This is a genomic window from Pseudomonas sp. LJDD11 (genome assembly GCF_024584215.1).
GTDB lineage: Bacteria > Pseudomonadota > Gammaproteobacteria > Pseudomonadales > Pseudomonadaceae > Aquipseudomonas.
In genome coordinates this window covers 23,062-48,324 of the sequence record NZ_JANJFL010000016.1, presented here as the reverse complement: position 1 = coordinate 48,324, position 25,263 = coordinate 23,062, and the positions used below count along the sequence as shown (strand labels likewise).

The 25,263-nt window shown below is 61.0% G+C and carries 25 protein-coding genes and 1 pseudogene; 9 read left to right on the top strand and 17 right to left on the bottom strand.

The features are described from left to right. The first annotated feature begins 7 nt into the window (after nucleotides 1–7). Entirely contained in the window at nucleotides 8–1,228 is a 1,221-nt protein-coding gene (gene fabB / locus NRB16_RS18340; RefSeq protein WP_253116588.1) for a beta-ketoacyl-ACP synthase I, read from the top strand. Nucleotides 1,229–1,358: 130 nt separating this feature from the next. Here fabB and NRB16_RS18335 read toward each other — a convergent pair whose 3' ends face one another. Then, entirely contained in the window at nucleotides 1,359–2,264 is a 906-nt protein-coding gene (locus NRB16_RS18335; protein WP_045492084.1) for a LysR substrate-binding domain-containing protein, read from the bottom strand. Nucleotides 2,265–2,355: 91 nt separating this feature from the next. Here NRB16_RS18335 and NRB16_RS18330 point away from each other — a divergent pair, with 91 nt between their 5' ends. After that, nucleotides 2,356–3,426 (top strand): tartrate dehydrogenase, encoded by a 1,071-nt coding sequence (locus tag NRB16_RS18330; RefSeq protein WP_257106633.1) that lies wholly within the window; start codon nucleotides 2,356–2,358, stop codon nucleotides 3,424–3,426. A gap of 72 nt (nucleotides 3,427–3,498) precedes the next feature. Here NRB16_RS18330 and NRB16_RS18325 read toward each other — a convergent pair whose 3' ends face one another. After that, complete coding sequence (locus NRB16_RS18325) at nucleotides 3,499–5,571, bottom strand: PAS domain-containing sensor histidine kinase (RefSeq protein ID WP_257106632.1); 2,073 nt, start codon at nucleotides 5,569–5,571, stop codon at nucleotides 3,499–3,501. 197 nt (nucleotides 5,572–5,768) lie between these two features. Here NRB16_RS18325 and NRB16_RS18320 point away from each other — a divergent pair, with 197 nt between their 5' ends. Beyond that, nucleotides 5,769–6,065, top strand: a complete 297-nt coding sequence (locus tag NRB16_RS18320; RefSeq protein WP_253142299.1) for a DUF3144 domain-containing protein — start codon at nucleotides 5,769–5,771, stop codon at nucleotides 6,063–6,065. Between the two features lie 85 nt (nucleotides 6,066–6,150). Here NRB16_RS18320 and NRB16_RS18315 read toward each other — a convergent pair. From NRB16_RS18315 to NRB16_RS18295, 4 genes and pseudogenes are all read right to left on the bottom strand, one after another. Next, nucleotides 6,151–6,393 (bottom strand): annotated as a pseudogene (locus tag NRB16_RS18315) (Lrp/AsnC ligand binding domain-containing protein); the annotation flags it as partial. Nucleotides 6,394–6,437: 44 nt separating this feature from the next. Further along, nucleotides 6,438–7,031, bottom strand: a complete 594-nt coding sequence (locus tag NRB16_RS18310) for an RNA-guided endonuclease InsQ/TnpB family protein (protein ID WP_373568476.1) — start codon at nucleotides 7,029–7,031, stop codon at nucleotides 6,438–6,440. Nucleotides 7,032–7,220: 189 nt separating this feature from the next. Beyond that, nucleotides 7,221–8,093: a carbon-nitrogen hydrolase family protein gene (locus NRB16_RS18300; RefSeq protein ID WP_253116596.1), complete on the bottom strand. Its 873-nt coding sequence runs from the start codon at nucleotides 8,091–8,093 to the stop codon at nucleotides 7,221–7,223. Continuing rightward, a complete protein-coding gene (locus NRB16_RS18295; protein WP_257106631.1) occupies nucleotides 8,093–8,680 on the bottom strand; it encodes a GNAT family N-acetyltransferase in 588 nt (195 codons plus the stop codon). The genes NRB16_RS18300 and NRB16_RS18295 overlap by 1 nt, the downstream gene beginning before the upstream one ends. 111 nt (nucleotides 8,681–8,791) lie before the next feature. Between NRB16_RS18295 and NRB16_RS18290 the strand changes: the two genes are divergently transcribed. Continuing rightward, nucleotides 8,792–9,190 (top strand): nuclear transport factor 2 family protein, encoded by a 399-nt coding sequence (locus NRB16_RS18290; protein ID WP_045492094.1) that lies wholly within the window; start codon nucleotides 8,792–8,794, stop codon nucleotides 9,188–9,190. A gap of 268 nt (nucleotides 9,191–9,458) precedes the next feature. Then, a complete protein-coding gene (locus NRB16_RS18285; protein WP_045492096.1) occupies nucleotides 9,459–9,974 on the top strand; it encodes a GAF domain-containing protein in 516 nt (171 codons plus the stop codon). Between the two features lie 21 nt (nucleotides 9,975–9,995). Here the strand turns inward: NRB16_RS18285 and NRB16_RS18280 are convergent, their stop codons facing one another. From NRB16_RS18280 to NRB16_RS18255, 6 genes are all read right to left on the bottom strand, one after another. Beyond that, nucleotides 9,996–10,754, bottom strand: coding sequence for a sulfite exporter TauE/SafE family protein (locus NRB16_RS18280; protein ID WP_257106630.1), 759 nt, complete (start codon nucleotides 10,752–10,754; stop codon nucleotides 9,996–9,998). Nucleotides 10,755–10,758: 4 nt separating this feature from the next. Beyond that, on the bottom strand, nucleotides 10,759–11,250 hold the full coding sequence (locus NRB16_RS18275) for a GNAT family N-acetyltransferase (protein ID WP_257106629.1): 492 nt from the start codon (nucleotides 11,248–11,250) through the stop codon (nucleotides 10,759–10,761). 281 nt (nucleotides 11,251–11,531) lie between these two features. Continuing rightward, on the bottom strand, nucleotides 11,532–12,542 hold the full coding sequence (locus NRB16_RS18270) for a transketolase family protein (protein WP_257106628.1): 1,011 nt from the start codon (nucleotides 12,540–12,542) through the stop codon (nucleotides 11,532–11,534). Further along, nucleotides 12,539–13,387, bottom strand: a complete 849-nt coding sequence (locus tag NRB16_RS18265; RefSeq protein WP_045492102.1) for a transketolase — start codon at nucleotides 13,385–13,387, stop codon at nucleotides 12,539–12,541. The genes NRB16_RS18270 and NRB16_RS18265 overlap by 4 nt, the downstream gene beginning before the upstream one ends. Nucleotides 13,388–13,403: 16 nt before the next feature. Next, nucleotides 13,404–14,702, bottom strand: coding sequence for an MFS transporter (locus NRB16_RS18260; protein ID WP_045492104.1), 1,299 nt, complete (start codon nucleotides 14,700–14,702; stop codon nucleotides 13,404–13,406). A 127-nt stretch (nucleotides 14,703–14,829) separates the two neighbouring features. Next, nucleotides 14,830–15,579 (bottom strand): SDR family NAD(P)-dependent oxidoreductase, encoded by a 750-nt coding sequence (locus tag NRB16_RS18255; RefSeq protein WP_045492106.1) that lies wholly within the window; start codon nucleotides 15,577–15,579, stop codon nucleotides 14,830–14,832. A 313-nt stretch (nucleotides 15,580–15,892) separates the two neighbouring features. Between NRB16_RS18255 and NRB16_RS18250 the strand changes: the two genes are divergently transcribed. Continuing rightward, entirely contained in the window at nucleotides 15,893–16,810 is a 918-nt protein-coding gene (locus NRB16_RS18250; RefSeq protein WP_257106627.1) for a LysR substrate-binding domain-containing protein, read from the top strand. On the opposite strand, the gene NRB16_RS18245 is transcribed toward NRB16_RS18250, so the two are convergent. Then, nucleotides 16,800–17,534, bottom strand: a complete 735-nt coding sequence (locus NRB16_RS18245) for a phosphatase PAP2 family protein (protein WP_257106626.1) — start codon at nucleotides 17,532–17,534, stop codon at nucleotides 16,800–16,802. The two genes, NRB16_RS18250 and NRB16_RS18245, sit on opposite strands and share 11 nt — an antisense overlap. A 255-nt stretch (nucleotides 17,535–17,789) precedes the next feature. Between NRB16_RS18245 and NRB16_RS18240 the strand changes: the two genes are divergently transcribed. Beyond that, a complete protein-coding gene (locus NRB16_RS18240; RefSeq protein WP_257106625.1) occupies nucleotides 17,790–18,476 on the top strand; it encodes a response regulator transcription factor in 687 nt (228 codons plus the stop codon). Nucleotides 18,477–18,638: 162 nt separating this feature from the next. Beyond that, nucleotides 18,639–20,261 carry a phosphoethanolamine transferase gene (locus tag NRB16_RS18235; RefSeq protein WP_257106624.1) on the top strand — a complete coding sequence of 541 codons (1,623 nt, stop codon included), beginning with the start codon at nucleotides 18,639–18,641 and terminating at the stop codon, nucleotides 20,259–20,261. Nucleotides 20,262–20,425: 164 nt separating this feature from the next. Here NRB16_RS18235 and catA read toward each other — a convergent pair whose 3' ends face one another. From catA to NRB16_RS18220, 3 genes are all read right to left on the bottom strand, one after another. After that, nucleotides 20,426–21,355: a catechol 1,2-dioxygenase gene (catA, locus tag NRB16_RS18230; RefSeq protein WP_045492116.1), complete on the bottom strand. Its 930-nt coding sequence runs from the start codon at nucleotides 21,353–21,355 to the stop codon at nucleotides 20,426–20,428. A gap of 64 nt (nucleotides 21,356–21,419) precedes the next feature. Then, nucleotides 21,420–21,710, bottom strand: a complete 291-nt coding sequence (gene catC, locus NRB16_RS18225) for a muconolactone Delta-isomerase (RefSeq protein WP_045492117.1) — start codon at nucleotides 21,708–21,710, stop codon at nucleotides 21,420–21,422. Nucleotides 21,711–21,735: 25 nt separating this feature from the next. Then, nucleotides 21,736–22,860, bottom strand: a complete 1,125-nt coding sequence (locus NRB16_RS18220) for a muconate cycloisomerase family protein (protein ID WP_045492119.1) — start codon at nucleotides 22,858–22,860, stop codon at nucleotides 21,736–21,738. A gap of 101 nt (nucleotides 22,861–22,961) precedes the next feature. Between NRB16_RS18220 and NRB16_RS18215 the strand changes: the two genes are divergently transcribed. After that, a complete protein-coding gene (locus NRB16_RS18215) occupies nucleotides 22,962–23,828 on the top strand; it encodes a LysR family transcriptional regulator (protein ID WP_253116622.1) in 867 nt (288 codons plus the stop codon). A gap of 18 nt (nucleotides 23,829–23,846) precedes the next feature. Here NRB16_RS18215 and NRB16_RS18210 read toward each other — a convergent pair whose 3' ends face one another. Beyond that, on the bottom strand, nucleotides 23,847–25,202 hold the full coding sequence (locus NRB16_RS18210) for a Fic family protein (protein WP_257106623.1): 1,356 nt from the start codon (nucleotides 25,200–25,202) through the stop codon (nucleotides 23,847–23,849). Nucleotides 25,203–25,263: the final 61 nt, after the last annotated feature.

Sequence of the window (25,263 nt, the reverse complement as noted above, 5' to 3'; positions counted from 1 at the left end):
TACCCGCATGCGCCGCGTCGTTATCACTGGTCTGGGCATCGTTTCGTGCTTGGGCAATGACAAAGACACCGTCTCCGCCAACCTGCGTGCTAACCGCCCTGGCATCCGATTCAACCCGGAATATGCCGAAATGGGTCTGCGTAGCCAGGTTTCCGGCTCCATCGACCTCAACCTCGAAGAACTGATCGACCGCAAGGTGTTCCGCTTCGTGGGCCACGCTGCTGCCTACGCCTACCTGGCCATGGCCGACGCCATCAAGGACTCGGGCCTGACCGAAGAGCAGGTTTCCAACCCGCGCACCGGTCTGATCGCAGGTTCCGGCGGTGCTTCGACCCTGAACCAGATGGAAGCACTGGATATCCTGCGCGAGAAAGGCGTCAAGCGTGTAGGTCCGTACCGCGTGACCCGCACCATGAGCAGCACCGTTTCGGCGTGCCTGGCCACACCGTTCAAGATCAAGGGCCTGAACTACTCGATCGCCTCGGCCTGCGCCACCAGCGCCCACTGCATCGGGACTGCCATGGAGCAGATCCAGATGGGCAAGCAGGACATCGTGTTCGCCGGCGGCGGTGAAGAAGAGCACTGGAGCCAGTCGTTCCTGTTCGACGCCATGGGCGCATTGTCCAGCAAGCGTAACGACACCCCGGAAAAAGCCTCGCGCGCCTACGACAACGACCGTGATGGCTTCGTCATCGCTGGCGGTGGCGGCATGGTCGTGGTCGAAGAGCTGGAGCACGCTCTGGCCCGTGGCGCCAAAATTTACGCCGAAATCGTTGGCTACGGCGCCACTTCCGATGGTTACGACATGGTTGCCCCGAGCGGCGAAGGCGCGATCCGCTGCATGCAGCAGGCGCTGTCGACCGTCGACACCCCGATCGACTATCTCAACACCCACGGCACCTCGACTCCGGTCGGCGACGTTGCCGAGATCAAGGGTGTGCGTGAAGTGTTCGGCGACAAGGCTCCGGCCATCAGTTCGACCAAGAGCCTGTCGGGCCACTCGCTGGGCGCCGCTGGCGTTCACGAAGCGATCTACTGCATGCTGATGATGGAAGGCAACTTCATTGCCGGCTCCGCCAACATCGACGAGCTGGACCCGGCGGTCGCTGACCTGCCGATTCTGCGCGAGACTCGCGAAAACGCGAAGATCGACACCGTGATGAGCAACAGCTTCGGCTTTGGCGGCACCAACGCCACGCTGGTACTGAAACGCTGGCAGGGCAAGTGATCGTCTAAGTTGCACGCAACATGAACAAGGCCAGTCACTGACTGGCCTTTTTCTTTGCCGAAAATGTTAAGCGCCGCACACCCGGCTGCTCCCACAAAGGCATGCGGCGCTTATCTGAACAGTATTGGCTTTAGCCGCCAAGCTTGCGCGCCAGGTATTCGCGCAGAAACTCAACCGTGACCCTGACCTTGGCCGAGTTGATCAGTGGCGAGGTATACACCGCCCAGATATCGGCATCCTGCCGGTAGCCCGGCAATACCTGCAGCAACCGGCCGGCTTCCAGATCGGCCTGCACATCCCACATTGAGCGCAGCAGGATACCGCGGCCATCCAGGCACCATTGGCGGGCGATTTCGCCGTGGTTGGTGGACAGGCTGCCAGTGACCTTGACGGTTTGCGCGCCTTGCGGGCCTTGCAGATGCCAGATCCCGAACGGTCGGTCGCGCTCTTTGATCAGCAGGCAGTCATGGTTGGTCAATTCTGCCAGGCTGCCCGGCGTGCCTTGACGCTCCAGGTAGGTCGGGCTGGCGCACAGCACCCGCCAGTTACGAGCCAGATGCCGGGCACGCAGGTGCGGGGCAATCTGGTCGCCAACGCGAATGTCCAGGTCCACCCCCTCATCGATCAGGTCCACCAAACGATCCTGGATGTCCAGGCGAATATCCAGTTGCCGATAGCGCGCCGCCAGTTCCGACAACGCCGGGGCCACCAGCCGCCGGCCAAAGCCTTGGCTACTGATCACCCGCAGCACGCCACTGGGCTCTGCGTGCCGGACAGCGACCTCTTCACTCATCTGCTGCACCGACTCAAGAATAGTCCTGGCCCAGTCATAGACCCGTTCGCCATCCTCGGTGATCGACACCTGACGTGTCGAGCGATGCAGCAATTGCACGCCCATGCCCTGCTCCAGCAGCTTGATGCGCTTGCTTACATAGGCTGGCGACATGCCCAGTTCACTGGCTGCCGCTATAAAGCTGGCGCGCCGGGCAACATGGACAAACACGTTCAGGTCATCAAGTGCGGGCAGATTATTCACAGCTCGTGTTCCTTCAATTCATATCTACGCGGATTATCACCTATTCGTAAGCCGATAGGATGAGCCCATTCCCTCAAACCTGGAGAGCGACATGAATAACAAGACTCTGCGCATTGCTGCGATCGCTGGCGACGGCATCGGCCTGGAAGTGCTACCCGAAGGCGTACGCGCGGTACAGGCAGCGGCTGACCGGTATGGTATCGCCCTGCAGTTCGAGTATTGTGAGTGGGCCAGCTGCGATTACTACCTGGCCCACGGCCAGATGATGCCGGACGACTGGCGTGAACAACTGTCCGGCTTCGATGCGATCTTCTTCGGCGCGGTGGGCTGGCCTGACAAAGTCCCGGACCACATTTCGCTGTGGGGCTCGTTGCTCAAGTTCCGCCGCGAGTTCGATCAGTACGTCAACTTGCGCCCGGTGCGCTTGTTCCCCGGTGTCCCCTGCCCGCTGGCTGGCCGCCAGGCCGGTGAGATCGACTTCATGGTGGTGCGCGAGAACACCGAGGGCGAGTATTCATCGCTGGGCGGCATCATGTTCGAAAACACCGCTAACGAGTTCGTTATCCAGGAATCGGTGTTCACCCGCCGCGGCAGCGATCGCATTCTCAAGTACGCCTTCGAACTGGCCAGCCAGCGACCGCGCAAACACGTCACCTCAGCGACCAAGTCAAACGGCATGGCGATCAGCATGCCGTACTGGGACAAACGCACTGAAGCCATGGCCAGCCATTATCCCCACGTCAGCTGGGACAAACAGCATATCGACATCCTCTGCGCACGCTTTGTGCTGCAACCGGAGCGCTTCGATGTGGTGGTAGCCACCAACCTGTTCGGTGACATCCTCAGCGACCTGGGCCCCGCGTGCACCGGCACCATCGGCATCGCACCATCGGCCAACCTCAACCCGGAGCGCCATTTCCCGTCGCTGTTCGAACCGGTACATGGCTCGGCCCCGGACATTGCCGGGCGCAACATTGCCAACCCGGTGGCGATGATCTGGTCCGGCGCATTGATGCTCGATTTCCTGGGCCACCGTCAGGCTCATGACGATATCCTGCGGGCCATCGAACAGGTGATCGCCAGCGGCGAAGTGACCCCGGACCTGGGCGGCACAGCCTCGACCCAGCAGATGGGCAATGCCGTGGTGCGGGCACTGGGCTGAGCTTCAGCTCGACATACAGCGGGCTTGTAAATGGCGGCAATCGTTGCTGCGCGATTGATGACGCGATCGACGTCAGTCCCGAGCCCCCAGCAGGGCACTGACACTTGAGGTCAGTGCCTGCAAGGCAAAGGGTTTGGTCAGCACTGCCGTGGCCGTCGTCAGCGGGCTGTCACCCAGCACATGAGGCAGCGTATAGCCGGTCATGAACAGCACGGGCAAAGCCGGTCGAACCTTACGCCCGGCTTCGGCCATCTGCCGGCCATCCAGCCCACCGGGCAGGCCGATGTCGGTGACCAGCAAATCGATGCGCGTGTCAGAGCGCAGCAGCTGCAAGCCGGCGAGGCTGTCGGCCGCTTCGATCACCACATACCCATGACTGCCGAGGATCTCGCTGACGAACAGCCGTACCGAGGACTCATCATCAACCACCAGCACGGTCTGGCCGGCACCGGCCAGCGGCACTTCATCGCTCACCGGTGGATGACCTGGCGCCTCGGCCTGGGCGGCGCAGCCGGGCAATTGCAGATAGACCCGGGTGCCCTTGCCCTGCTCTGACTGGATGCGCACCTGCCCACCGGACTGCTTGGCGAACCCATAGACCATCGACAGGCCGAGGCCCGTTCCGGCACCGACCGGTTTAGTGGTGAAAAACGGCTCGAACGCCTTGGACAGGGTTTGCTCACTCATCCCGACCCCGTTGTCTGCCACACAGATGGTCAGGTAGGTACCCGGCACCAATTCTGCGTCCAGCTCGGCACCGGACTCCAGCACTTGATTGAAGGTCTTGATCGAGATGACGCCGCTACCGCTCGGCATGGCATCGCGGGCGTTGATGCACAGGTTCAGCAGGGCATTCTCCACCTGCGCAGGGTCAACCATGCAGGTCTTCAAGGCGGCTGCCAGCTCGACCTTGAGCTTGATCGAAGGCCCGGCAGTGCGCCGAATCAACTCTTCCATGCCACTGATCAAACCGTTCACATCGGTGTGCACCGGCACCAGCGTCTGGCGCCGGGAAAAAGCCAGCAACCGATGGGTCAAGGCCGCGGCACGCTGGGCCGCGCCCTGGGCGACAGACAGATAGCGCTCCAGATCGGCGCTGCGCCCCTGACTCAGGCGCAGTTTCATCAAGTCCAGGCTGCCGCTGATGCCGGCCAGCAGGTTATTGAAATCGTGGGCGATGCCACCGGTCAATTGCCCGACCGCTTCCATTTTCTGGGCCTGACGCAATGCCTCTTCAGCCGCCTCACGCTCGGCAATCGCTTGACCGATGCGCGCCTCAAGCGTGCGGTTGAGTTCCAGCAATGCCGACTCGGCGTTCTTTCTTGCGGTGACATCCATCGACGAGCCGATCAGGCCGATCACCTCGCCGTCGTCATTGAGCAACGGCGCCTTGATCGACAGCCAGAACGTCGCCGAGCCATCGGGCATGTCGACCTGCTCTTCGATCTGTTCGACCCGCCGGCCATGCATGATGCGCTGATCGGTGGCCATCACCTGTCGCGCCTGGTCTTGGTCTTCGAGCACCTCCAGGTCCGTCTTGCCCAGATAGAACTCTGGCGGCTTGCCGATCAATTGGGTGGCACCGTGGTTGGCGACCAGCAACCGCCCCTCAAGGTCCTTGGCATACACCACCCCAGGTACGGCAGCGGCGAAGGTACGCAACAAGGCCGACATCCGGTCACGCTCGGCCTCGGCGGCGCGGCGCGACTCAATATCCATCAACACCCCCGGAAAGCGCACTGCCTGCCCTTGAGGGTCAAGCTCGGCGCGGCCGTTGGCCTCGACCCAGCGATAGCAGCCATCGTCCTGGCGGACCCGATACTCACAACGGAACGCGCCGCCACAAGCCATCGCGGCCTCGATGTCAGCCGATACCCGCTCCCGATCCTGCGGATGAATCGAGGAAAACGCCTCGGTAATCGCGATGCCTGCGGCGCAGCGCTCGGCAGCCAGCCCGAATGTGCGGGCAAAACGCTCATCGGCGGTTACACAGTCGTTGGGAATGTCCCAGACCCAGGTGCCAATAATCGCCCCGGCATCCAGCGCCAATTGCAGGCGTTCAGCCGCATCGGCAGGAAATCCGCGCCTTACCGGCGGTGCGGCCGGGAGTGCTTCAGGGGGGGGCGTTCGGCGGGTCTGATCCATAAGGGTCTCGATGATCACGTGCACATCGGGTTTGGGGCGTCATTCAAGCAACATTGACAGCAATATCAACGAAATGTCCGCTCAGTCGGCGCGCAGATTACACGCAGTAGCGCATTGGGTCGCCCTTGTAGCTGCTTGCGCCCAGAAATGCTCCAATAGCAGGCTTGTCAATCGCACTGCCAAGGACACCTTCTTTAATGTCACAAGCCACTGACAACGACTTCTATGACCGCGCCGACGCGCATATCAACCTTTCCAACGAACAACTCGGCGCCTGTGACAATCCCGGCGCGGTGAGCGCATCGATGATGTTCGCCGCTACGCGCTTCAACACCTGGGTCAGCGCGCGCGGGTTCAAATCCGGCGAAGAAATGGCCCAGGCCCGCGAGCAAATGCTCAAGTACTTCTGCGAGCAGTACCAGATGATGCTCGAAGACAACCTCGATGATTACATCAATAACTTTGATCACTACATGGCCGGGCAAAAAACCTGACAGGCTTTATGTTTCGTGCCTCGCTATCGGCATCGATACCGGACCTCAATAGCCCCTTTAACGGCCGATAACGGCGGCAACAGCCTCAGATCGGCAACGGCCGCCCGGCAATCACCTGCTTCATCACCAGAGTCGACATCACCCGCTGCACATTGGGCAGCGAGGTGAGTTGCTCGTCATAGAGTCTCTGGAACGCGGGCAAGTCGCGGGTGATGACGTGCAGCAGGTAATCCGGATCACCGAACAGCCGCTGCGCCTCGACCACCTGAACAATATCCAGCAGCGCCGTTTCAAACGCCGCAACCGCTTCACGCGTGCCTTCCTTGATGTTGACATCCTCCCCGGCCTGAAGGCCAGAGATTCCTACGGTGCTCAGGCGCGGCATCGAGCCGCCCCCGAGTCGCTTCGGTGGGTTCCTGCTGCTGGCGCCATGACCTCTGCGCTCACTTCACAGGCTAACCGGGCGTGTCCCGCCCTTAGTACATTGATCGCGCCGACCACATCGGCGTTGCCTTCAAAACCACATCCCACGCACCTGAACAGCGCTTGCGTCTGGCGGTTGGCCGCCGACACATGGCCGCAACAAGGGCACGTGCGGCTGGTATTCTGCGGCGGCACGGCAATCAGCCAGCCGCCGCGCCACGCCAGCTTGTAGTCCAGTTGCCGGCGGAGCTCGAACCAGCCCTGATCGAGGATGGCCCTGTTCAGGCCAGACTTGGCCCGAACGTTTCTTCCCGGCGCCTCGGCCGTGCCTGCCGCCGACCTGGACATATTTCGTACCTGCAAGTCCTCGATACACACCATCGCGTGGTTTTGGCTGATCGTGATCGAGCACTTGTGCAGGTAGTCGCGGCGGGCATTGCCGATGCGGGAGTGAATGCGCTGGAAGTCGTTACATGCTGCTCTTGAGCCATGAGCCAGGAAGACGACATTAGGCGCCGACGGCACGGTGTTTTCAAGATGCATGCCCATGGGGTCTTTGTAACGAAATACCGCCGTAGAAGGGCATCTGTGTCGCCGTGTTACTGCGCTTCATCCTGTGGCGGTGCGTACATCGAACAGTTGCAGTAGGCACCCCACTGCAACCAGGGACGGCTACGCCGTCCGCGCTATCCTTCCCCGCCCTGAACGGCGGGGCTTATCGCGCCTTGATGGTCACAGGTCTCTCTCAAACTGCCGTGGCCAGTCTTTGCGGGTAAACACCTGTCCATGGTCGCGCAAGCGCCGCACCTCATCCAGATCCAGCTCACAGATCAGCCACTGGCTCGCCGACGGACACAACGCCTCGCTCTCGGCAATCACGCCATTGGCCGGCATGCCGTAATCGGATGGCACGTACAACGCTGCACGGCCGATGTTTTCGTCAAGCGCCGGCGACCAGGGCGCCAGGCCGACGGTGGGTGCTTGCAGTACCGCGATCTGGCTCTCCAGCGCCCGCGCCTGGGCGCCGATACGCACCCGGAAAAAGCCCGCTTCGGTGTCGGTGCAGCTCGGCGCCAGGATCAGGTCGGCACCGGCTTCGGCCAGGCTACGCGCCAGCAGCGGGAATTCGTTGTCATAGCAGATCAGGATGCCGAGCTTGCCCAGTGCGGTATCGAACACCTTAAGGCCCGAGCCGGCGCTGATGTTCCATTGTTCGCGCTCGAAGCGGGTCATCATCAGTTTGTCCTGGCTGCCCAGGCAACCGTGCGGGCCGAACAGCCAGGCACGATTGCGGTACTGGCCGTCCTCGTCCAGCACCGCCACGCTGCCCGGTTGCAGGTAGACATTCAGGCGCCGGGCGAGGCTTTCGCACAGTTCCAGCCAGCGTGGTAACAGCGGCTGGATGTCAGCGATCGAGGCATGCAGGTCACTGCGTTGCGCAGCGGGTAATTGCCCGGACAACACCAGCCCGGCGTACTCGGGCAACAGCAGCAACTGCGCGCCCTGCCCGGCTGCAGCTTCGCAGAGTTCGGTGAGGTGGGCGGCATAGGCATCCCAGCTTTGCAGCAGGTCAATATGGTACTGGCAGGCAGCAACCTTGATCATCAGACAAGCTCCTTCAACCAGAACGACATGGGTTTGCCCGATTCCTCGGTTTCATCCAGGTCGCGCCAGTGATATTCAGTGTGCAGCTCAGGGTGATGGCGGTAGCCACGCCGGGTCCAGAAAGCGTCCAGCGGCTGATAGCCGGCCGGGCGCCGGGGGTGATCCTGCGGACGCTGCACAGCGCAGAACGCGCACCATTCAAACCGCCCCAGCCGCCGGGCATGGGCTTCGCGCTCCTGGAAGAACCGCACCCCCAGGCCGCGACCGCGCCAGCCCGGCAACACCACCGACTCGGCGCAGTAGAAAATCTGCCCGGTGTTCCAGCCCGCCGCCACGAACGGCCGCTGAAACTGCTCGGTCTCATCCGCCAGCGGCAAGCCCGTCGACGCGCCGACGACCCGGCCCTGGTCACGCACCAGTACACAGACACTGTCGGGGCTGCGCAGGTAGGTCGACAGGTACTCGGCCTCGTAAGCCAGGTCGCCGTCATACAGGTACGGAAACTCGCGAAATACACTGATGCGCAGTTGCGCCAGCTCGTCGATGCAGGGCTCTAGCTGTGGCCCTTTGAGCAATTGAATGTCCATGCTGAGCGTTGCCCACCAAGAAAGTGACGCTGACGGATATGCCAGCGCAGGGCGCAGAACTTATCATGAGCCCCGCTGCCCCCGTCAACGCACCCTATAAGGAACAGCCCGATGAACACCACCGAACTGATTCAGGCCTACTACGCCGCTTTTAACGCCGGCGACATGCCTGCTTTTCTGGACCTGCTGGCCGAAGACGTGGTGCATGACATCAATCAGGGCGAGCGGCAGATGGGCAAAGCCACCTTTGCCACGTTCATGAACAAGATGAACCGTTGCTACCGCGAGCGCCTGAGCGACATCGTGGTCATGGTCAACCACGACGGCAGCCGCGCTGCTGCCGAGTTCGTGGTGCACGGTGAGTACCTGGCCGACGACGAAGGCCTGCCACCGGCCAACGGTCAGAAATACGTGTTGCCGGCCGGTGCATTTTTCTACATCAAGGCCGGCAAAGTGGCGCGGATCAGTAACTACTACAACCTCAATGACTGGATCGAACAGGTTGGCTGAAGCCAGCACTGCGGTGCGTTGATCGTAGGGATTGGCGTACCGCGCAACTAACCAGAAGCGCCTGTTAATCAGGTCACCAGTGGCACACCGACATAACTTTGGCGTCAGAATTGAAGATCGGTTAGTTGACTAACGATTAAACGATCCAGCATTGAAGAGTATCGGCCTGGTACTTCTCTTGGAGAAAATAAAGTTGCGCTGACAGGCACGCCAAGGATAAATTCAAAAGCCTGTCCCCCCCACAAAACACCTGCAATCAGGAGCCGCCATGCATCAACCTGTACCTCCTGTGCAGTACACCCCACCGGGCCTCGACTGGCTTGAACTGCAGGCGATCAACGAAGTGGAGGGCCTGAGCAATGTATTGCAACTGGTGCTCTTGCTCACCGGCCTGAAGTTTGCCGCGATTGGCAAGTTCAATGAGGAAAACTGGGTCGCCTATATCGTTAACGATGAAATGCACCTGGGCCTGGAGCCCGGTTCCACCATCCCAAACGAAGTTGCCATCTGCACTAAGGTGATGCAGGAGCATACCCCGCTGATCATGCCACGCATCAGCGACGACCCGGCTTACCGCTCGCACCCCAATGTCATCAAATTCGGCCTGCAAGCGTATATATCGATGCCGATCTTCCTTATCAACGGCGAGTTCTTCGGCACTTTGTGCGCGACCGCGCCCTATCCCGCCGATGTCTTGGGCAACGAAAAAACCCTGGACTCGATGAAACTGTTTTCGCGCCTCAGTGGCCAGCTGCTGTCGCTCAATCCCGCCCACCTTGCCTAGCTGTCGGGCTGCCTCGACAGGCTAGGCGGATCCGCCAGCCAGAACGCCGGGCAGCGACAGACCGATCAACAGCCAGCCTGACAAGGTCAGCAAGCCCAGCACCAGACGGCGAAAAAGCTGGTCGCTCATCCCCCGGTACAAACGCACGCCCAGCAGCGTCGGCACCAGCACCGCCAGCACCACCACCGCAAACAGCCCCAGCGCCTGGGCGGTCACTGTACCGCTCAGCAGATAAGTGAGCATCGTGCTGGCCTGCATCGCCAGATTAAAGCCCTGAATCACTGAGCGCTGGGTAGCCCGATCCCAGTTGTTGAGCACGGCCCACAATGCCGGGGCCGGACCACTCAAGCCCCCCAGCCCGCCCATGATGCCGCCGACCAGCCCAACACCGGCATCAGCGCGGCGGCTATTGCCAGCCAGGCGTGGCAAGTGCGCCGGGAACAGCATCAACGGGCACCACAGCACCAGCACAATCCCGACCAACAGGCGAAACCACACGGGATCGACCTGATGCAGCAACAGCACGCCCAACGGCACGCCAAGCACGCCGCCGGCAACCATAGGCCAGAGCCGGGGCAGATCGAGCTGCTTGCGCAGCGCCCCGGCGGCCAGCAGTTGCCCGGTCAGCGAGCCACAGACCACCAGCGGTCCGGTCAGGGTCGGGTCGAGCGCCCAGGCCCAGACAGCCATGGCCACCAAACCGAAGTTGGAGCCTGACAGCCCTTGGACAAAGCCGGCCAGAGCAGCGCCAAGGATGACGATCAGGATCAGCGAGTCCACCGAGTTAAAGCACCATGATCATTTCATGCCAGGCCATGCCGCCATGATCGGACGGCGAAGGCTGCACATAGCGATACCCCATATGCTCATAAAGGCCGACATGACGGTCCTTGCACATCAGGTGGATGGTCTGTTTATGCATGGCGCGCATGCGGCCGATGAACTCGTTCATCAATTGCAGGGCGTAGCCTTTGCCTTGATGCAACGGATCAACGACCACTGACATGATGACCACGTTAGGCGCATCACTGCTGTGGCCGACCAGCTCTTTGAAGGCTTCGTCGGACATCTGCACCACCTGAGCACAACCACAGTTGATGAAGCCAATGATCTGGCCCTCAGTTTCCGCAATCAGAAAACCCTCGGGGTATTGGGCGATACGCGTGGCGATCTTTTCCAGAGTGGCAGCTTCATCGCCTTCGTAGGCACTGATCTCGATCTCGTAGCAGCGGCGGGCGTCGGCGGGCGTGGCGTTACGCAAATACAGGCTGGACATTGGGTGTTCCTGAACACATCGGGCAAAGGCCAGCATGGTAGAGAAAAACCGGATGCAGGTTAATGCCAATACTGTTCAGATAAGAACTGCGGACCAGGTGGGAGCCAGCTTGCTGGCGAAGGCGGCGGCAGATCCACAGCAGATAGAGTGTTTTTACTGGCCTCTTCGCGAGCAAGCTCGCTCCCACCGGGGGCATACAGTGCTTAAAGTCGACAGTATTGGCTTTAGCCGCGAAAGCTTCGCGGCTAAAGCGGATCGCCGCCCGACCGATCCTACAAGGCTTACAGCCAGGCCTTGATCTGCTGGCTGACCGCTTCGGTGGAAATCCCGTAGCGGTCATGCAGGGTCGGCAAGGCGCCGGCGTCGAGGAAGGCATCCGGCAAGGCGATCTGGCGGAAGGTCGGCGTCACGCCGTTGCGCAGCAGCACGCCGGCCACCGCTTCACCGAGGCCGCCGATGATCGAATGGTTCTCCGCCGTGACCACCAGCCGCCCCGGTTTGCGACATTCGGCCAGGATGGTCTGCTCATCCAGTGGCTTGATGGTCGGTACGTGCAGGACCGCCACGCTGACGCCATCGGCCTGGAGTTTTTCGGCCGCTTCCAGAGCGCGCATGGTCATCAACCCCGAGGCGATCACCAGCACTTCGTTACCGGGGCGGATTACCTGGGCTTTGCCAAGCTGGAACTTGTAATCATAGCGGTCCAGCACCAGCGGCACATTGCCGCGCAGCAAGCGCATGTACACCGGCCCCTGATGCTCAGCGATGGCCACGGTGGCCTGTTCGATTTCCAGCGCATCGCAGGGGTCAACAATGGTCAGGTTGGGCATCGCACGAAAGATCGCCAGGTCGTCGGTGGCCTGGTGGCTGGGGCCGTAGCCGGTGGTCAGGCCCGGCAGGCCGCAGACGATCTTGACGTTGAGGTTCTCTTCGGCAATCGCCATGCAGATGAAGTCATAGGCGCGCCGCGAAGCGAACACCGCATAAGTGGTAGCGAACGGCACGCAGCCTTCGCGAGCCATACCGGCAGCGGCGCTCATCAGCAGTTGCTCGGCCATGCCCATCTGATAGAAGCGCTCCGGGAACGCCTTGGCGAAGATGTGCAGGTCGGTGTACTTGGACAAATCGGCGCTCAGGCCGACGATCTCCGGACGCTGGGCCGCCAGTGCTGCCAGCGCGTGACCAAAGGGTGCCGGGCGGGTCGGCTGACCTTCGGCGGCAATCGAGGCGATCATCGCGGAGGTGGTCAGGCGTTTCTTGCCGGTCTCGGTGGTGTTCTTGACGGTACTCATACGTTGCTCCCGGCGTCCAGATTCTGCAGTGCAATATCCCATTCGTGTTCATCGACCCGGATGAAATGGGTCTTCTCGCGGCTTTCCAGAAACGGCACGCCCTTGCCCATCCGGGTGTCACAAATGATCACCCGTGGCTGCGCACCAGGGTGCTGGCGGGCGGCATCGAACGCCTGGACCAGCGCGTCGAGGTCGTTGCCATCGACGCGCTGGGTGAACCAGCCGAATGCCTGCCAACGGTCGACAATAGGCTCAAAGGCCAGCACTTCACTGGAGTGGCCGTCGGCCTGCTGGTTATTGACGTCGACGATGGCGATCAGGTTGTCGAGTTTCCAGTGCGAGGCGGACATCACCGCTTCCCAGGTCGAACCCTCGTTGAGTTCGCCGTCCGACAGCAGGTTGTAGACGAACGACGCACTGTTCTTGCGTTTCAGCCCCAGGCAGGCACCCACCGCGATGCCCAGGCCATGGCCCAGCGAGCCGCCGGTGATCTCCATGCCCGGCGTGTAGGCGGCCATGCCCGACATCGGCAGCCGGCTGTCGTCGGCGCCGTAGGTTTCCAGCTCGTCCAGCGGGATGATTTGCGCTTCGATCAATGCCGCATACAGGGCAATCGCGTAATGACCGATGGACAGGTAGAAGCGGTCGCGGCCTTCCCACTCCGGCTCAGCCGGGCGCAGGTTCATGGCGTGGAAGTAGGCCACGGCCAGCAGGTCGGCGGCGCCAAGGGCCTGGCCGACATAGCCCTGACCCTGGACCTGACCCATGCGCAGGGCATGGCGGCGAATATTGTGGGCACGTTCGCCCAGGCTTGTAGCAGGTGCGGATGACAGGTTAGCGCTCATTGCGTAACTCCTTGAATCAACGATTGACCAGTGCGGCAGGCACTCGCAGCACCAGGGTGGCGCCGAACAGCAGCACCCCGGTGATCAGGTACATGCCCAGCGCACTGGAGCCGGTATTGGTGGTGATCCAGCCGATCAGGTAAGGCGAGCAGAAACCGGCCAGGTTGGCGAAGCTGTTCACCGCGGCGATACCGGCCGCAGCCGAGACCCCGCCGAGTAAGGTGGTGGGCAGCATCCAGAACAGTGACGAGGCCGAGAGAATGCCGGCGGCGGCCAGGCACAGGCTCATGACCGAGAGCAGCAGGTTGCCGCCCAGCACCGCTGCCAGGCTCAGGCCCATGGCGCCAAGGATCATCGGAATCACCAGGTGCCAGCGGCGTTCCTGATGCTTGTCGCCGCTGCGCCCGGCCAGCAGCATGGCGACGATGGCGCACAGGTATGGCAGGCTGGTCATCATGCCGATGTGCAGCGGGTCGGAGAGCCCGGCGTTGCGGATCAGGGTTGGCAGCCAGAAAGTGATCGCGTACTGGCCCATGACCACGCAGAAGTAGATCCCGGCCAGCAGCCACAGGCGCCGGTCACGGATGAACTCGCCCACGGAGGCATGAGTAACCTTCTGCCGGTTGTCTTCTTCGAGTTCCTTTTGCACCAGCTCCTTTTCCTCGGCAGTCAACCAGGTGGCCTGATGGACACCGTCCTTGAGGTAACCGAGCACCATCAGGCCAACCACCACGGTGGGAATCGCCTCGATGACAAACATCCACTGCCAGCCGGCCCAGCCATGCACACCAGCGAAGGCGTTCATGATCCAGCCCGACAGCGGCCCGCCGATCATCCCAGACAACGGAATGGCAACAAACCACAGCACGGTCATCTTGGCCCGGCGGTAGGACGGGAACCAATAGGTGAGGTACAGCAGCAGACCCGGTGCCAGCCCCGCTTCGGCAACCCCGAGCAGAAAGCGCAGCACGTAGAACTGCCAGGCGGTTTCAACGAAGGCGAACAGGCCGGAGATGATGCCCCAGGTAATCATGATCCGGGCGATCCACACCCGCGCACCGACCCGGTGCAGAATCATGTTGCTAGGCACTTCACAGAGGAAATAGCCGATGAAAAACATGCCCGCGCCCAGGCCGTAAACGGCCTCGCTAAGGGCCAGGTCGTTCATCATCTGCAGTTTGGCAAAACCGACATTGACCCGGTCCAGGTAGGCACACAGGTAGCAGAGCATCAGAAACGGCATCAACCGCCACGCGGTCTTGCGATAAGCATTGGCGCGTACGTTGGACGCCGCTTCCAGTGACAGGGTAGTCATGATGGTCTTCTCTTTATTGTTATGACCGCCCTACTGTGTACAGATCAGGTGACAAGGATTGCTCGTCGCCAAAATCTGTACGGCAGGGCTGAATATTCATGGCGGGCCGCCAGGCCCGCTGCGCTCATCAATGAATCAGCATGCCACCGTTAACGTCCAGAGTGATGCCGGTCAGGTAAGCCGACAGGTCACTGGCCAGAAACAGCGCGGCATTACCGACATCTTGCGCCTGGCCCAGACGGCCCAGCGGAATGCCGTCGATGATCGCGTGGCGGCGTTCATCCTGCATCAGGCCGCCGGTGATGTCGGTCTGGATCAGGCCGGGGGCGATGGAGTTGACTCGCACATTGTCCGGTCCCAGTTCGCGGGCCATGGCGCGGGCCAGGCCCAGTACGCCGGCCTTGGCAGCACTGTAGTGCGGGCCGCCAAAGATGCCACCACCGCGCTGGGCAGATACCGACGACATACACACGATGCTGCCGGACTTCTGCTCACGCATGGCCGGAATCACCGCTTGCGACATTAACAGTGTGCCGCGCAGGCTGACATCCAGCACTTTGTCGTAATCGCTGTGACCAATGTCGAGGGTTTTCAGGGGTTGGGTGATGCCGGCGTTGTTGACCAGCACATCGATGCGCCCGAAGCGTTCGAGCACAGTGGCTACGGCAGCGTTGACCTGGGCTTTATCGGCAACGTTGGCGGCCAGACCCAGATGGCCTTCGCCTAGGGCGGCAGCGGCGTCGCGAGCGGCAGACTCGTCAAGGTCAAGGATGACCACCCGGGCACCTTGACGCGCAAAAATTTCAGCAGTGGCCCGGCCAATACCGCGTGCCGAAGCGGCGCCAGTGATGATTGCAATCTTGTCTTGCAGCAGCATGGGGCGTTCTCCCGTTTGTTTTTATGAACTCGATTTGCAATAAATCGTGGACACAGCTTGTGCCCCACCCTGCGCCTGAGCAATAACGTGCCATTCAGCAAGCGCTGAAAAAAATTCAGCACTCAGAACCAAAATCACCGATATTTTGCCGTACCCCTGTGGGAGTGGCTTCAGCCGCGAAGGCTTCCCGGCTAAAACCAGTCACAGGGTCCCATGTTTGCCGCGCGACAGCGCGGCGCCGAGGCGTCGGGCGATCTCCTACCTCACTCGCCATCACGCCCCATTGCAATGTTGATCACTGAGAAATCCATTTATGCCCACCCCCACCGATGCCTCTCTCAATCTGCCACCCCTCAAAGCCATTCAGGCCTTCGAGCAGACCGCCCGCTTCGGTAACGTGGCACGCGCGGCCGAGCAGTTGAACCTCACGCCTTCGGCGGTCAGCCATCAACTGGCCAAGCTCGAAGCCATGATCGGCCGGCAGTTGTTTCTGCGTAACGCCCGCGGCGTGACCCTGACCCCGGTGGGCGAGCAATACCTGGCTGAGGTCTCAGGCATTCTGCACAGTTTTGCCGTGGCCACCGAACGCGCCAGCAGCGATGTCAGCCTCGATTGCCTGCGCCTGCACGCATCGCCGAGTTTCGGATTTCTGTGGTTGATGCCGCGCATCGAGCAGTTTCGCCAGAGCCACCCGGATATCCAGATCAACCTGTCGTGCTCGTACGAGTCGCTGCATTTCAGCCGCGACAAGATCGACGTGGATATCCGCCATGGCCAGCCCAACTGGCCGACGCTGGAAGTGCGCAGCGTACCCAACGAGCATCTGGCAGTGATGGCCTCACCGGCACTGCTGGCGAAGAGCCCGGTGTCTAGCCCAGAGGACTTACTGCACCGCCCGCTGGTGTTGTCTGAAGCCACTCTGGTTAACTGGCCACAGTGGTTTGCCCAGCACGGCCTGTCACGGCCCGACAGCCCCTACCCGCTGAGTTTCGACCGCTCGTATATGGCCCTCGAAGCGGCGCGCCTGGGGCTGGGTTTTGCGCTGGAAAGCACCCTGCTGGCCAGAGAATTCCTGAGCCGCGGCGAGCTGCTGGTGATCGCGCCCGAACGCCTGAGCGTGCCGGTCAGCGCCCACCACCTAGTGTTTCCCAAGGCGCATGCCGGTTTTCCAAGGGTGCGGCGCTTCTTGCAGTGGATGCAGCAGGAGCTGGGGCGGGATTTCAGCTACTGAGGGCGGTGCCTGCACGGGCAACGGTGCGCTGTGGGCGATACAGCAACCAGCGATAACAACCCAGACAAATCAGCCAGTCGATCAGCAGGGTCCACAGGTTGTGCGATAGAAAATGCGCGCCCTGCATCATCCGCCCCAAAGAGAACAGCGCCCCCAGTGCGATGGCGAACACCAGCGCGACCCGGGCGGCACCAGGTTTGCGGTCGCGCAACGCGAAAAACAGCGCCAGCAGCGAGAAGCCGGTGGCCGCGTGCCCGCCCGGCCAGCACAGTCCCGGTTTGAAACTCGGCGCGCGGTGGCTGAGCAGTGGCGTATGGGTCTCGACGCCGCCAAAATCACTCAGGCTCCAAGGGCATTGCACCTGGGTCAGGTTCTTCAAGGGCGTGATCACTGCGGTAGACAAGCCCATGGCCAGGACGATGTAACCCAGGGTCCGGCGCCAGGGCCGCAGCGCAGCCACCTTCCAGCTCAGCGCGAAGGCCACGGCAAAACCGAGTGCCAGTGCAATCACCAACTGCTTGGCGCGATCATGCAGAATCGTTTCCAGCCAATAACTGTGTGCACCGATGAAGCCCTCGCCGGGGATATAAAACAATCGGGCCAGAAAGTAATCCAGCGCAGTGGGATCGAAAATCAATAACAACAACATTAACCCGATTGGCAACCCCATTGCCAAGCGAAAGTTGAAAGGACGTGATGCCGGGACCGTTAATACATCGGCCATGAAAGATGCTCCGCAATGAGGCCAGCCATGAAAGTCCACAGCTTATAACCGGCTTCTTGCCTTTCAGGTAAAGAACCCATCAGAAAGTTGTTCGTCAGACAGCCTGCCGACAGCAAGCAAGCGGACCAGCCGCAGTTTTGACATTTTTCTCACAAACCGTTGACGCCGTGCAGACTGATTGCCGTCTAGTCTTCTCCCTGCCAACTTCCGAACGATAGCCGTAGCCACGGCGGACTGCGCATAACACAACCGACAATGAAAATATTAGTAATCGAAGATAACCGTGATATTCACGACAACCTGGTGGAGTTTCTGCAACTCAAGGGGCATCAGGTCGAAAGCGCGCTCGACGGCCTGAGCGGGCTGCATCTGGCAGCGACCAAGGCGTTCGATGCGATCATTCTCGACATCATGCTGCCCGGCATCGACGGCAACCGCATCTGCCATAGCCTGCGCCAGCACTCGCGCTCGGATGTCACCATCCTGATGCTCAGTGCCCGCGACACGCTGGAAGACCGCCTGGTGGGGTTCTCGGCCGGCGCCGATGATTACGTGACCAAGCCCTTTGCCATGGCCGAAGTGCTGGCGCGCCTGGAAGCCATCACCGCCCGCCGCCAAGGCACTGGCAACCGGGTTTTGAGCGTGGCCGACCTGACCTACGACCTCGACACCCTGGAGGTGTCACGCGCCAACGCCGTGCTGAAACTCAACCCGACCCACTTGAAACTGCTGGAGCTACTGATGCGCCGCAGCCCGCATCTGGTCCCGCGCAAAGAGCTGGAACTGGCCCTGTGGGGCAACGACACGCCCAAGGGTGGCAGCCTGCGCAGCAACATTCATATTCTGCGCCGCACACTCGATGGCGGGTTCGACACCGAACTGCTACAGACCGTGCACGGCCTGGGTTACAAGCTGTGCGCCGCGCCCGCGCGGGCAAGCTGAACGAATGCTTTCTGAACCGTCGCAAATCGGCCCGGCCCGCTGAGTTTCATTGGCGGGCGGGCAACAAAGATTCGATACTTTTCTGACCGACAGCCACACGACGGAGCGCCACGCTTAACGCGTGACGTGCTCTCTGCCCACCCTATTAGTGAAGTAACCCGCATGCCGAACATCAAAGCCGTTCGCCCTGAAGTTGTGACCGTGCTCGCCACTTTTTACTTGTTACTGGCGTTTAACAAGAGCCTTTGGCAGCATGTTTTCAGTTTGACTGCCGCTGACCATACCGGGTTTATGCTAAGTGTCGCCTTTGCGGCGCTGATCGCGATCATCTTCAATCTTTTTCTCACCCTGATCGCGTTCAAACGGGTCCTTAAACCGGTACTGATCACCCTGTTCATGCTCGGTTCGGGCATTGTTTATTTCATGAACGAGTATGGCATCATCTTTGACGCGGCGATGTTGCGCAATGTTGCCGAAACCAACCCGACCGAGGCGTTGGGTCTGCTCTCCGGCAAGCTGTTTCTGTATATCGCTGCGCTGGGCGTGCTGCCGTCATGGTTACTGTGGAAGACGCCGATCAACTACCGCCGCTGGCCAGCCGAAGTGCTCAGTAAAGCGCTGATCAGTGTCGGCTGCGTGGCGCTGCTGGGCGGGGTCGCACTGGTCAACTACCAAGGGTTGGCCTCATTGTTTCGCAACCATCACGAACTGCGCCTGATGGTGGTGCCGAGCAACCTGATCGGCGCTGGCTGGAGCTATCTGCATGAGCAGGTCCTCGCCGCTAAAACCACCTTTCGCCCGACCGCCAGCGATGCCCTGCGCGAACCGCCTTCCAGCTCCCATCCGCGCCAGTCACTGACGGTACTGGTGGTCGGCGAAAGTGCCCGGGCCGAGAACTTCGGGCTGCTCGGCTACACCCGCGACACCACGCCCCGGCTCAAGGCTGAAGGCGATGTGATTGCGTTCAGTGATGTCTGGTCATGCGGCACCGAGACGGCCGTGTCAGTGCCGTGCATGTTTTCCGACCTGGGCCGCAAGCGCTACAACGCGGCCACGGCGAAGACCCAGGAAGGCTTGCTGGATGTACTCAAGCGGGTCGGTTACAACGTGATCTGGCGTGACAACCAGGCCGGTTGCAAAGGCACCTGTGACCGGGTGACCTTCATCGACCTGAGCAATGACAAGGACCCTGGCCTGTGCGCCGACCATGAATGCCGCGACGCCATCCTGCTGCGCGACCTGCAGGCCGATATCGACAACCTCAAGACTGACACGGTTGTGGTGCTGCACCAGATGGGCAGCCATGGTCCCGAATACTTCAAACGCTACCCGGCCGAGTTCGAGAAATTCACCCCGGTGTGCAAAAGCAATGCACTGAACAACTGCTCACGCGAGAGCATCGTCAACGGTTATGACAACACCTTGCTGTACACCGACCATGTGCTGGCCAGCCTGATCGACATTTTGCGCAGCAACCAGGACAAGGTCGACACCGCCATGCTTTACCTGTCGGACCACGGTGAATCACTGGGCGAGTACAACCTGTTCCTGCACGGCACGCCCTACATGGTGGCGCCCGAACAGCAGCGGCATATTCCGATGGTGGCATGGTTCTCTGAGGGTTATCGACAGTCGTTCGGCGTCGATACTGACTGCCTGCAAGCCACGCGCAACCAGCCGCTCAGCCAGGACAACCTGTTTCACTCGATGCTGGGCCTGCTCAACGTAAAAACCAGCGACTACAGTCAGCCGCTGGATATGTTTGCCAAGTGCAGGCATCGCTGAATCCTGCCGGACCGGCCGGGCGGCGATCCGCTTTAGCCGCAATACTGTTCGTTTAGGCGCTGCATGCCTTTGTGGGAGCTACCTTGGTAGCTCCCACCGGACCGCGTTGGCCTTGACCGGTCGGCATGACGCCTACGGGATATCCATTAAAAATCAATAGATTGTCAGGCCTCCAACGCCCGCACCCGCTCGCGGCGTGCCTGCTCGGCGGCCTGTTCGGTGGATTGCAATGCGAAATCGAACTCGATTTCGGCAAAGCGGCCTGATACGCCACGCTGCGCGGCGCGCTCGGCGTCGTCGATGAAATGGATCTGGGCGATCAGTTCATCCCGGGTGGCGTAGGCAAAGTCGTCATGCAGGTACGGATCGCCTGCCAGGTTGATCTGGGTGGTCAGGTGCCGATGGCCGGGGGCAGAGATGAAGAAGTGCACATGTGCCGGACGCTGGCCGTGGCGGCCCAACTGGTCGAGCAGGCCCTGGGTCGGACCATCGGGTGGGCAGCCGTAGCCGGACGGCACGATGCTCTGGAAGCGGTAACGGCCCTGGGCGTCGGTCTGAATGCGGCGGCGCAGGTTGAATTCCGATTGAGTCGGGTCGAAGTACGAGTAGGTGCCGCCCGTGTTGGCGTGCCAGACATCAACGGTGGCGTTGGCCAGCGGCTGGCCGTCGACATCGCGGACCTGGCCGTGCATGAACAGCGGCGTGCCAGCGTCAGTGCCGTCATCCAGGCGTGCTTCGTACTGACTCAGCGGTGCGCCAGCCACGTACAGCGGGCCTTCGATGGTCCGTGGGGTGCCGCCGACCTGACCGTTCTGCTCGTCTTCAGCGTCCAGCAACAGGTCCAGGTAGTGCTCCAGCCCCAGGCCGGCCACCAGCAGACCGGCTTCCTGACGGGCACCGAGTTCGTTGAAGTAGTTCACCGCTTTCCAGAACTCTTCCGGAGAGATCTGCAGGTCTTCGATGATCTTGATTGCGTCGGTGAGGATCCGGTGGACCACGGTTTTCATCCGTGGGTTGCCGGCGTCCTCGTCGAAGCCCGAGGCATTCTCGAAGAATTTCTGGACGTCAGCGGTGTGGGAAATACGTACGGTCATGGTGGCGTGTCCTCGTCATTATTCTTGTTCAGGCTTGCTGCGTATTGATTGTCGGGTTCAGGGCTCAGCGATCATCGGCATGGATCGACGAAGGGTGCCTGCACAGCGGCGTCACTTCGATATCCATATACGGGTACAACGGCAATTGCATCAAGGTGTCGTGCAATGCCTGATTATCCGCCACATCGAAAATGCTGAAGTTGGCGTACAACCCGGCGATGCGCCACAGGTGGCGCCACACACCCTCGCGTTGCAGGCGCTGGGCCAGTTCCTTTTCGTCGGCCTTGAGCCGGGCAGCCTGCTCGGCGGGCATGTCGGCCGGCAGTCTGACAGTCATGCGTACGTGAAAAAGCATCGTGCAGTTCCTTGTCGATCAGGGGTCAGCGGCGGGCAAAGCGCGCCAGGCGTTGTTCGTCCAGCTCCAGGCCCAGGCCTGGCGCGGTCGGAATCAGCAGCTGGAAATCACGGTACAGCGGCGGCTCGACCAGGATGTCTTCGGTCAGCAGCAACGGGCCGAACAGTTCGGTGTGCCATTCCAGTTTGTCGAGGGTCGCGAAGGCATGAGCGGAGGCCAGGGTGCCAACGCTGCCTTCGAGCATGGTGCCACCGTACAGGCCGATACCGGCCGCCTCGGCAATCGCCGCCGTGCGCAATACCGCACGCGGGCCGCCGGTCTTGGCGATCTTTAACGCGAAAATCGGCGCCACGCCGGACTGCGCCAAGGCAAAGCTGTCCTGTACCGACTCGATGGCTTCGTCAGCCATCAGCGGGATCGGGCTGTGGGCATTGAGGCGCACCATGCCGGCGCGGTCAAACCGCGACAGCGGCTGCTCGATCAGCTCTACCCCGGCCTCGGCCAAGCGCCGGCTGGCATTGATCGCCACCGCTTCGCTCCAGGCCTGGTTGATATCAACCCGCACACTGGCGCGCTCACCCAGCGCTTTCTTGATCGCCCCCACGTGGGCGATATCGCGAGCGACATCGCCCGCGCCAATCTTCAATTTGAAATGCCGATGGCGACGCCGATCGAGCATCTGCTCGGCTTCGTCGATGTCGCGGCCGGTGTCGCCACTGGCCAGGGTCCAGGCCACCTCGACACCGTCACGAACCCGCCCGCCGAGCACCTCGGCCACCGGCAGCCCGAGGCGCTTGCCCTGGGCATCGAGCAGAGCCGTTTCCACAGCACTGCGCGCGAAGGTATTGCCCCGGATGCCGCGATCAACCCGCTGCATGGCGGCATTGAGGTTGCGTGCATCCTGACCGATCAACAGCGGCGCGAACCAGGTGTCGAGGTTGACCTTGATGCTCTCGGGGCTTTCGCCGGCGTAGGCCAGGCCGCCAATGGTGGTGGCCTCACCGACCCCGACGATACCGTCGCTGCAACGAATGCGCAGAATCACCAGGGTCTGGCCATACATGGTATGCATCGCCAGCTTGTGCGGGCGGATGGTCGGCAGGTCGACGATCAGGGTTTCAAAGCTTTGGATGGTTATTGCATCGCTCATGAAGCTATCCGGCAGGTCAGGTGTGCTTGAGGCCAAGATTGACGCTCGACAGCCGGGCGGTCCAATATTGATTAAGTCTCGCTTCATACCCAGGAGGTATCGTGGAGCTGCGTCATTTGCGTTATTTCCGGGTCGTGGCCCAGACCCTCAACTTCACTCGTGCCGCCGAGCAGTTGAACATCGCCCAGCCGCCCTTGAGCCGGCAGATCCAGCAGCTGGAAGATGAACTGGGCGTAGAGCTGCTGGAGCGCAGTAGGCCGCTGCGGCTGACCGAGGCCGGGCGGTTTTTCTATGAGCACTCTTCACAACTGCTGGAGCAACTCAAGCGCATCAGCGACGATACCCGCCGGGTTGCCAGCGGCAGCAAACGCTGGCTGGGCATCGGCTTTGCGCCCTCGACCCTGTACGGGCAACTACCGGAACTGATCCGCCGGTTGCGCGGCTTTGGCGACGTGGAATTGGGCTTGTCCGAGTTGATCACGCTGCAGCAGGTCGAGGCGCTGAAAAGCGGGCGTATCGATATCGGTTTTGGCCGCATGCTGTTCGATGACCCGGCCATCACCCAGGAGGTGCTGCGCGAAGACCCGTTGGTGGCCGCCCTGCCCGCCGGCCACCCGCTGCTGGCCGGGCCGGTGAGCCTCGAACGCCTGGCCGCCGAGCCATTTGTGCTTTACCCCGGCAACCCGCGGCCCAGCTACGCCGACCATGTGCTGGGGATCTTCAACCGCCAGGGCCTGAAGATTCATGTGGCACAAATGGCCAACGAACTGCAGACCGCCATCGGCCTGGTGGCGGCCGGTATCGGCATCACTCTGGTGCCCGCCTCGGTACAACGCCTGCACCGCGATGACATCGGCTACAGCGAACTGCTCGACCGCCACGCCACCTCACCGATCGTGATCAGCTATCGCAGCGGCGACGGGTCAGAGTTGCTTAGGCAGTGCCTGCGGGAGGTGAAGGCGATGTAAGGCGTGCCAGAGGGGCCTTCATCCACGATTGGAACCACTGCCACGAATATGCGCCATCGCATCTTCACGGGCGATGTAGTACCAGGTTTTGCCTTCACGGCTCTTGCCCAGCAACTTCAGTTGATAGAGCTTTTCCAGATCGGTCCTGGCCGTATTTTCTGAAATGTCGAAGTCATTTTTGACCTCTTTGGCAGTAAACAACCGACCCGGATTGCGCAGCAGCTTTTTGAGCAAGTGAATCTGTCTGAAATTCAGGGTCTTGTTGAAACCGGACTCGGTCAGCAGCTCAATGATGGCTACAAAGTCATTGCGCTTGCGTTCGATGTACTTCAGAAAATCATTGATGGCCCGCTGGATGATGCTCAGTTGGTGGCAAATGAAATAGGTCAGATCCAGGTCGTCCGTTTCAGTGAACAGATATGACTCGCCGTATTTCATCGGCGCATCTTTGAGCAATGCACTGATCGACACGTACTCGAAGCTCCAGTACCCGCACTTGAGCATGTACCAGTAGAACAGGCAGCGCGCCGTACGGCCGTTGCCATCGTTGAACGGGTGCTCAAAGCCGATCATGAAATGCAAAATGATCGCCTTGACCGCAGGATGAATGAACAGCCGCCCTTCCAGCCCGTCATGATTCTGATTGGCAAACCCGCACAGCGCCTCAAGGCGTTGCGGCAGGCTGGCAGCTGCAGGCGGCTGGTGCGCGATTTCGCTGTCGCGACCGACCACAAAAATATCGTCGTTCTGGCGAATTTCACCGGGGCAACTGTGATCCACATCGATGCCTTGGGTAACCTCTGCATGGAACTGCCGGATCAGTTCCAACGACAGTGGCTCATCCTTGCTGCGCCTGGCCAGCTTCATCTGCAGAAAGTTATTGACGATCATTCGCTCGTCGTCGTTAACCGGTGGCCGTTCTTTCTCCAGCATCTGCTTGGCGACTTTCCGGGTAGTGACTGCGCCTTCAAGCTGCGCACTGGAGATGGCCTCTTCCATCATCAGCGACTCAACCAGGTATGAATTGCTCTCACCGGCCGTAGACGCGCTGCTTACACTGCTGCCAAGCCGGGCATTGAGCTGGTCGATCTGGTGAATGACGGTTTGGGCGCTGTCCGGCAGGCAGTAATTGAACGGTTTGCCGGATTCGGAGCAAAGCCCCACTGATTTCAGGATGGCTGCCCGCGACAACTTGACCGCCGCCCACGCGGCGTCAGCGTCGATGCCGGCGGGCACTCGATGCTTGAAGTCATGCCAGTGCAGGTAACGACCCTTCTGATCGACCGCCCGAAACTGCGGCATCAGCTTGACCACCGCCTCGGCACTCTGTGCCAGTGTCTCAAGATGAGACTTCGGTTTTTTGATGGATGCCATCTTCAACTAAATTTCTTGAAAATTGAGTTGAAGTTATAGAGCAGCCCTGTAATCGGCGTCA

Bases quoted from the DNA above. Each gene is read 5' to 3' on its own strand.
- fabB (WP_253116588.1), top strand. From the start codon at position 8: ATGCGCCGCGTCGTTATCACTGGTCTGGGCATCGTTTCGTGCTTGGGC.
- NRB16_RS18330 (WP_257106633.1), top strand. From the start codon at position 2,356: ATGAATAACAAGACTCTGCGCATTGCTGCGATCGCTGGCGACGGCATC.
- NRB16_RS18325 (WP_257106632.1), bottom strand. From the start codon at position 5,571: ATGGATCAGACCCGCCGAACGCCCCCCCCTGAAGCACTCCCGGCCGCA.
- NRB16_RS18320 (WP_253142299.1), top strand. From the start codon at position 5,769: ATGTCACAAGCCACTGACAACGACTTCTATGACCGCGCCGACGCGCAT.
- NRB16_RS18310 (WP_373568476.1), bottom strand. From the start codon at position 7,031: ATGCATCTTGAAAACACCGTGCCGTCGGCGCCTAATGTCGTCTTCCTG.
- NRB16_RS18300 (WP_253116596.1), bottom strand. From the start codon at position 8,093: ATGATCAAGGTTGCTGCCTGCCAGTACCATATTGACCTGCTGCAAAGC.
- NRB16_RS18295 (WP_257106631.1), bottom strand. From the start codon at position 8,680: ATGGACATTCAATTGCTCAAAGGGCCACAGCTAGAGCCCTGCATCGAC.
- NRB16_RS18290 (WP_045492094.1), top strand. From the start codon at position 8,792: ATGAACACCACCGAACTGATTCAGGCCTACTACGCCGCTTTTAACGCC.
- NRB16_RS18285 (WP_045492096.1), top strand. From the start codon at position 9,459: ATGCATCAACCTGTACCTCCTGTGCAGTACACCCCACCGGGCCTCGAC.
- NRB16_RS18275 (WP_257106629.1), bottom strand. From the start codon at position 11,250: ATGTCCAGCCTGTATTTGCGTAACGCCACGCCCGCCGACGCCCGCCGC.
- NRB16_RS18270 (WP_257106628.1), bottom strand. From the start codon at position 12,542: ATGAGTACCGTCAAGAACACCACCGAGACCGGCAAGAAACGCCTGACC.
- NRB16_RS18265 (WP_045492102.1), bottom strand. From the start codon at position 13,387: ATGAGCGCTAACCTGTCATCCGCACCTGCTACAAGCCTGGGCGAACGT.
- NRB16_RS18260 (WP_045492104.1), bottom strand. From the start codon at position 14,702: ATGACTACCCTGTCACTGGAAGCGGCGTCCAACGTACGCGCCAATGCT.
- NRB16_RS18255 (WP_045492106.1), bottom strand. From the start codon at position 15,579: ATGCTGCTGCAAGACAAGATTGCAATCATCACTGGCGCCGCTTCGGCA.
- NRB16_RS18250 (WP_257106627.1), top strand. From the start codon at position 15,893: ATGCCCACCCCCACCGATGCCTCTCTCAATCTGCCACCCCTCAAAGCC.
- NRB16_RS18245 (WP_257106626.1), bottom strand. From the start codon at position 17,534: ATGGCCGATGTATTAACGGTCCCGGCATCACGTCCTTTCAACTTTCGC.
- NRB16_RS18240 (WP_257106625.1), top strand. From the start codon at position 17,790: ATGAAAATATTAGTAATCGAAGATAACCGTGATATTCACGACAACCTG.
- NRB16_RS18235 (WP_257106624.1), top strand. From the start codon at position 18,639: ATGCCGAACATCAAAGCCGTTCGCCCTGAAGTTGTGACCGTGCTCGCC.
- catA (WP_045492116.1), bottom strand. From the start codon at position 21,355: ATGACCGTACGTATTTCCCACACCGCTGACGTCCAGAAATTCTTCGAG.
- catC (WP_045492117.1), bottom strand. From the start codon at position 21,710: ATGCTTTTTCACGTACGCATGACTGTCAGACTGCCGGCCGACATGCCC.
- NRB16_RS18220 (WP_045492119.1), bottom strand. From the start codon at position 22,860: ATGAGCGATGCAATAACCATCCAAAGCTTTGAAACCCTGATCGTCGAC.
- NRB16_RS18210 (WP_257106623.1), bottom strand. From the start codon at position 25,202: ATGGCATCCATCAAAAAACCGAAGTCTCATCTTGAGACACTGGCACAG.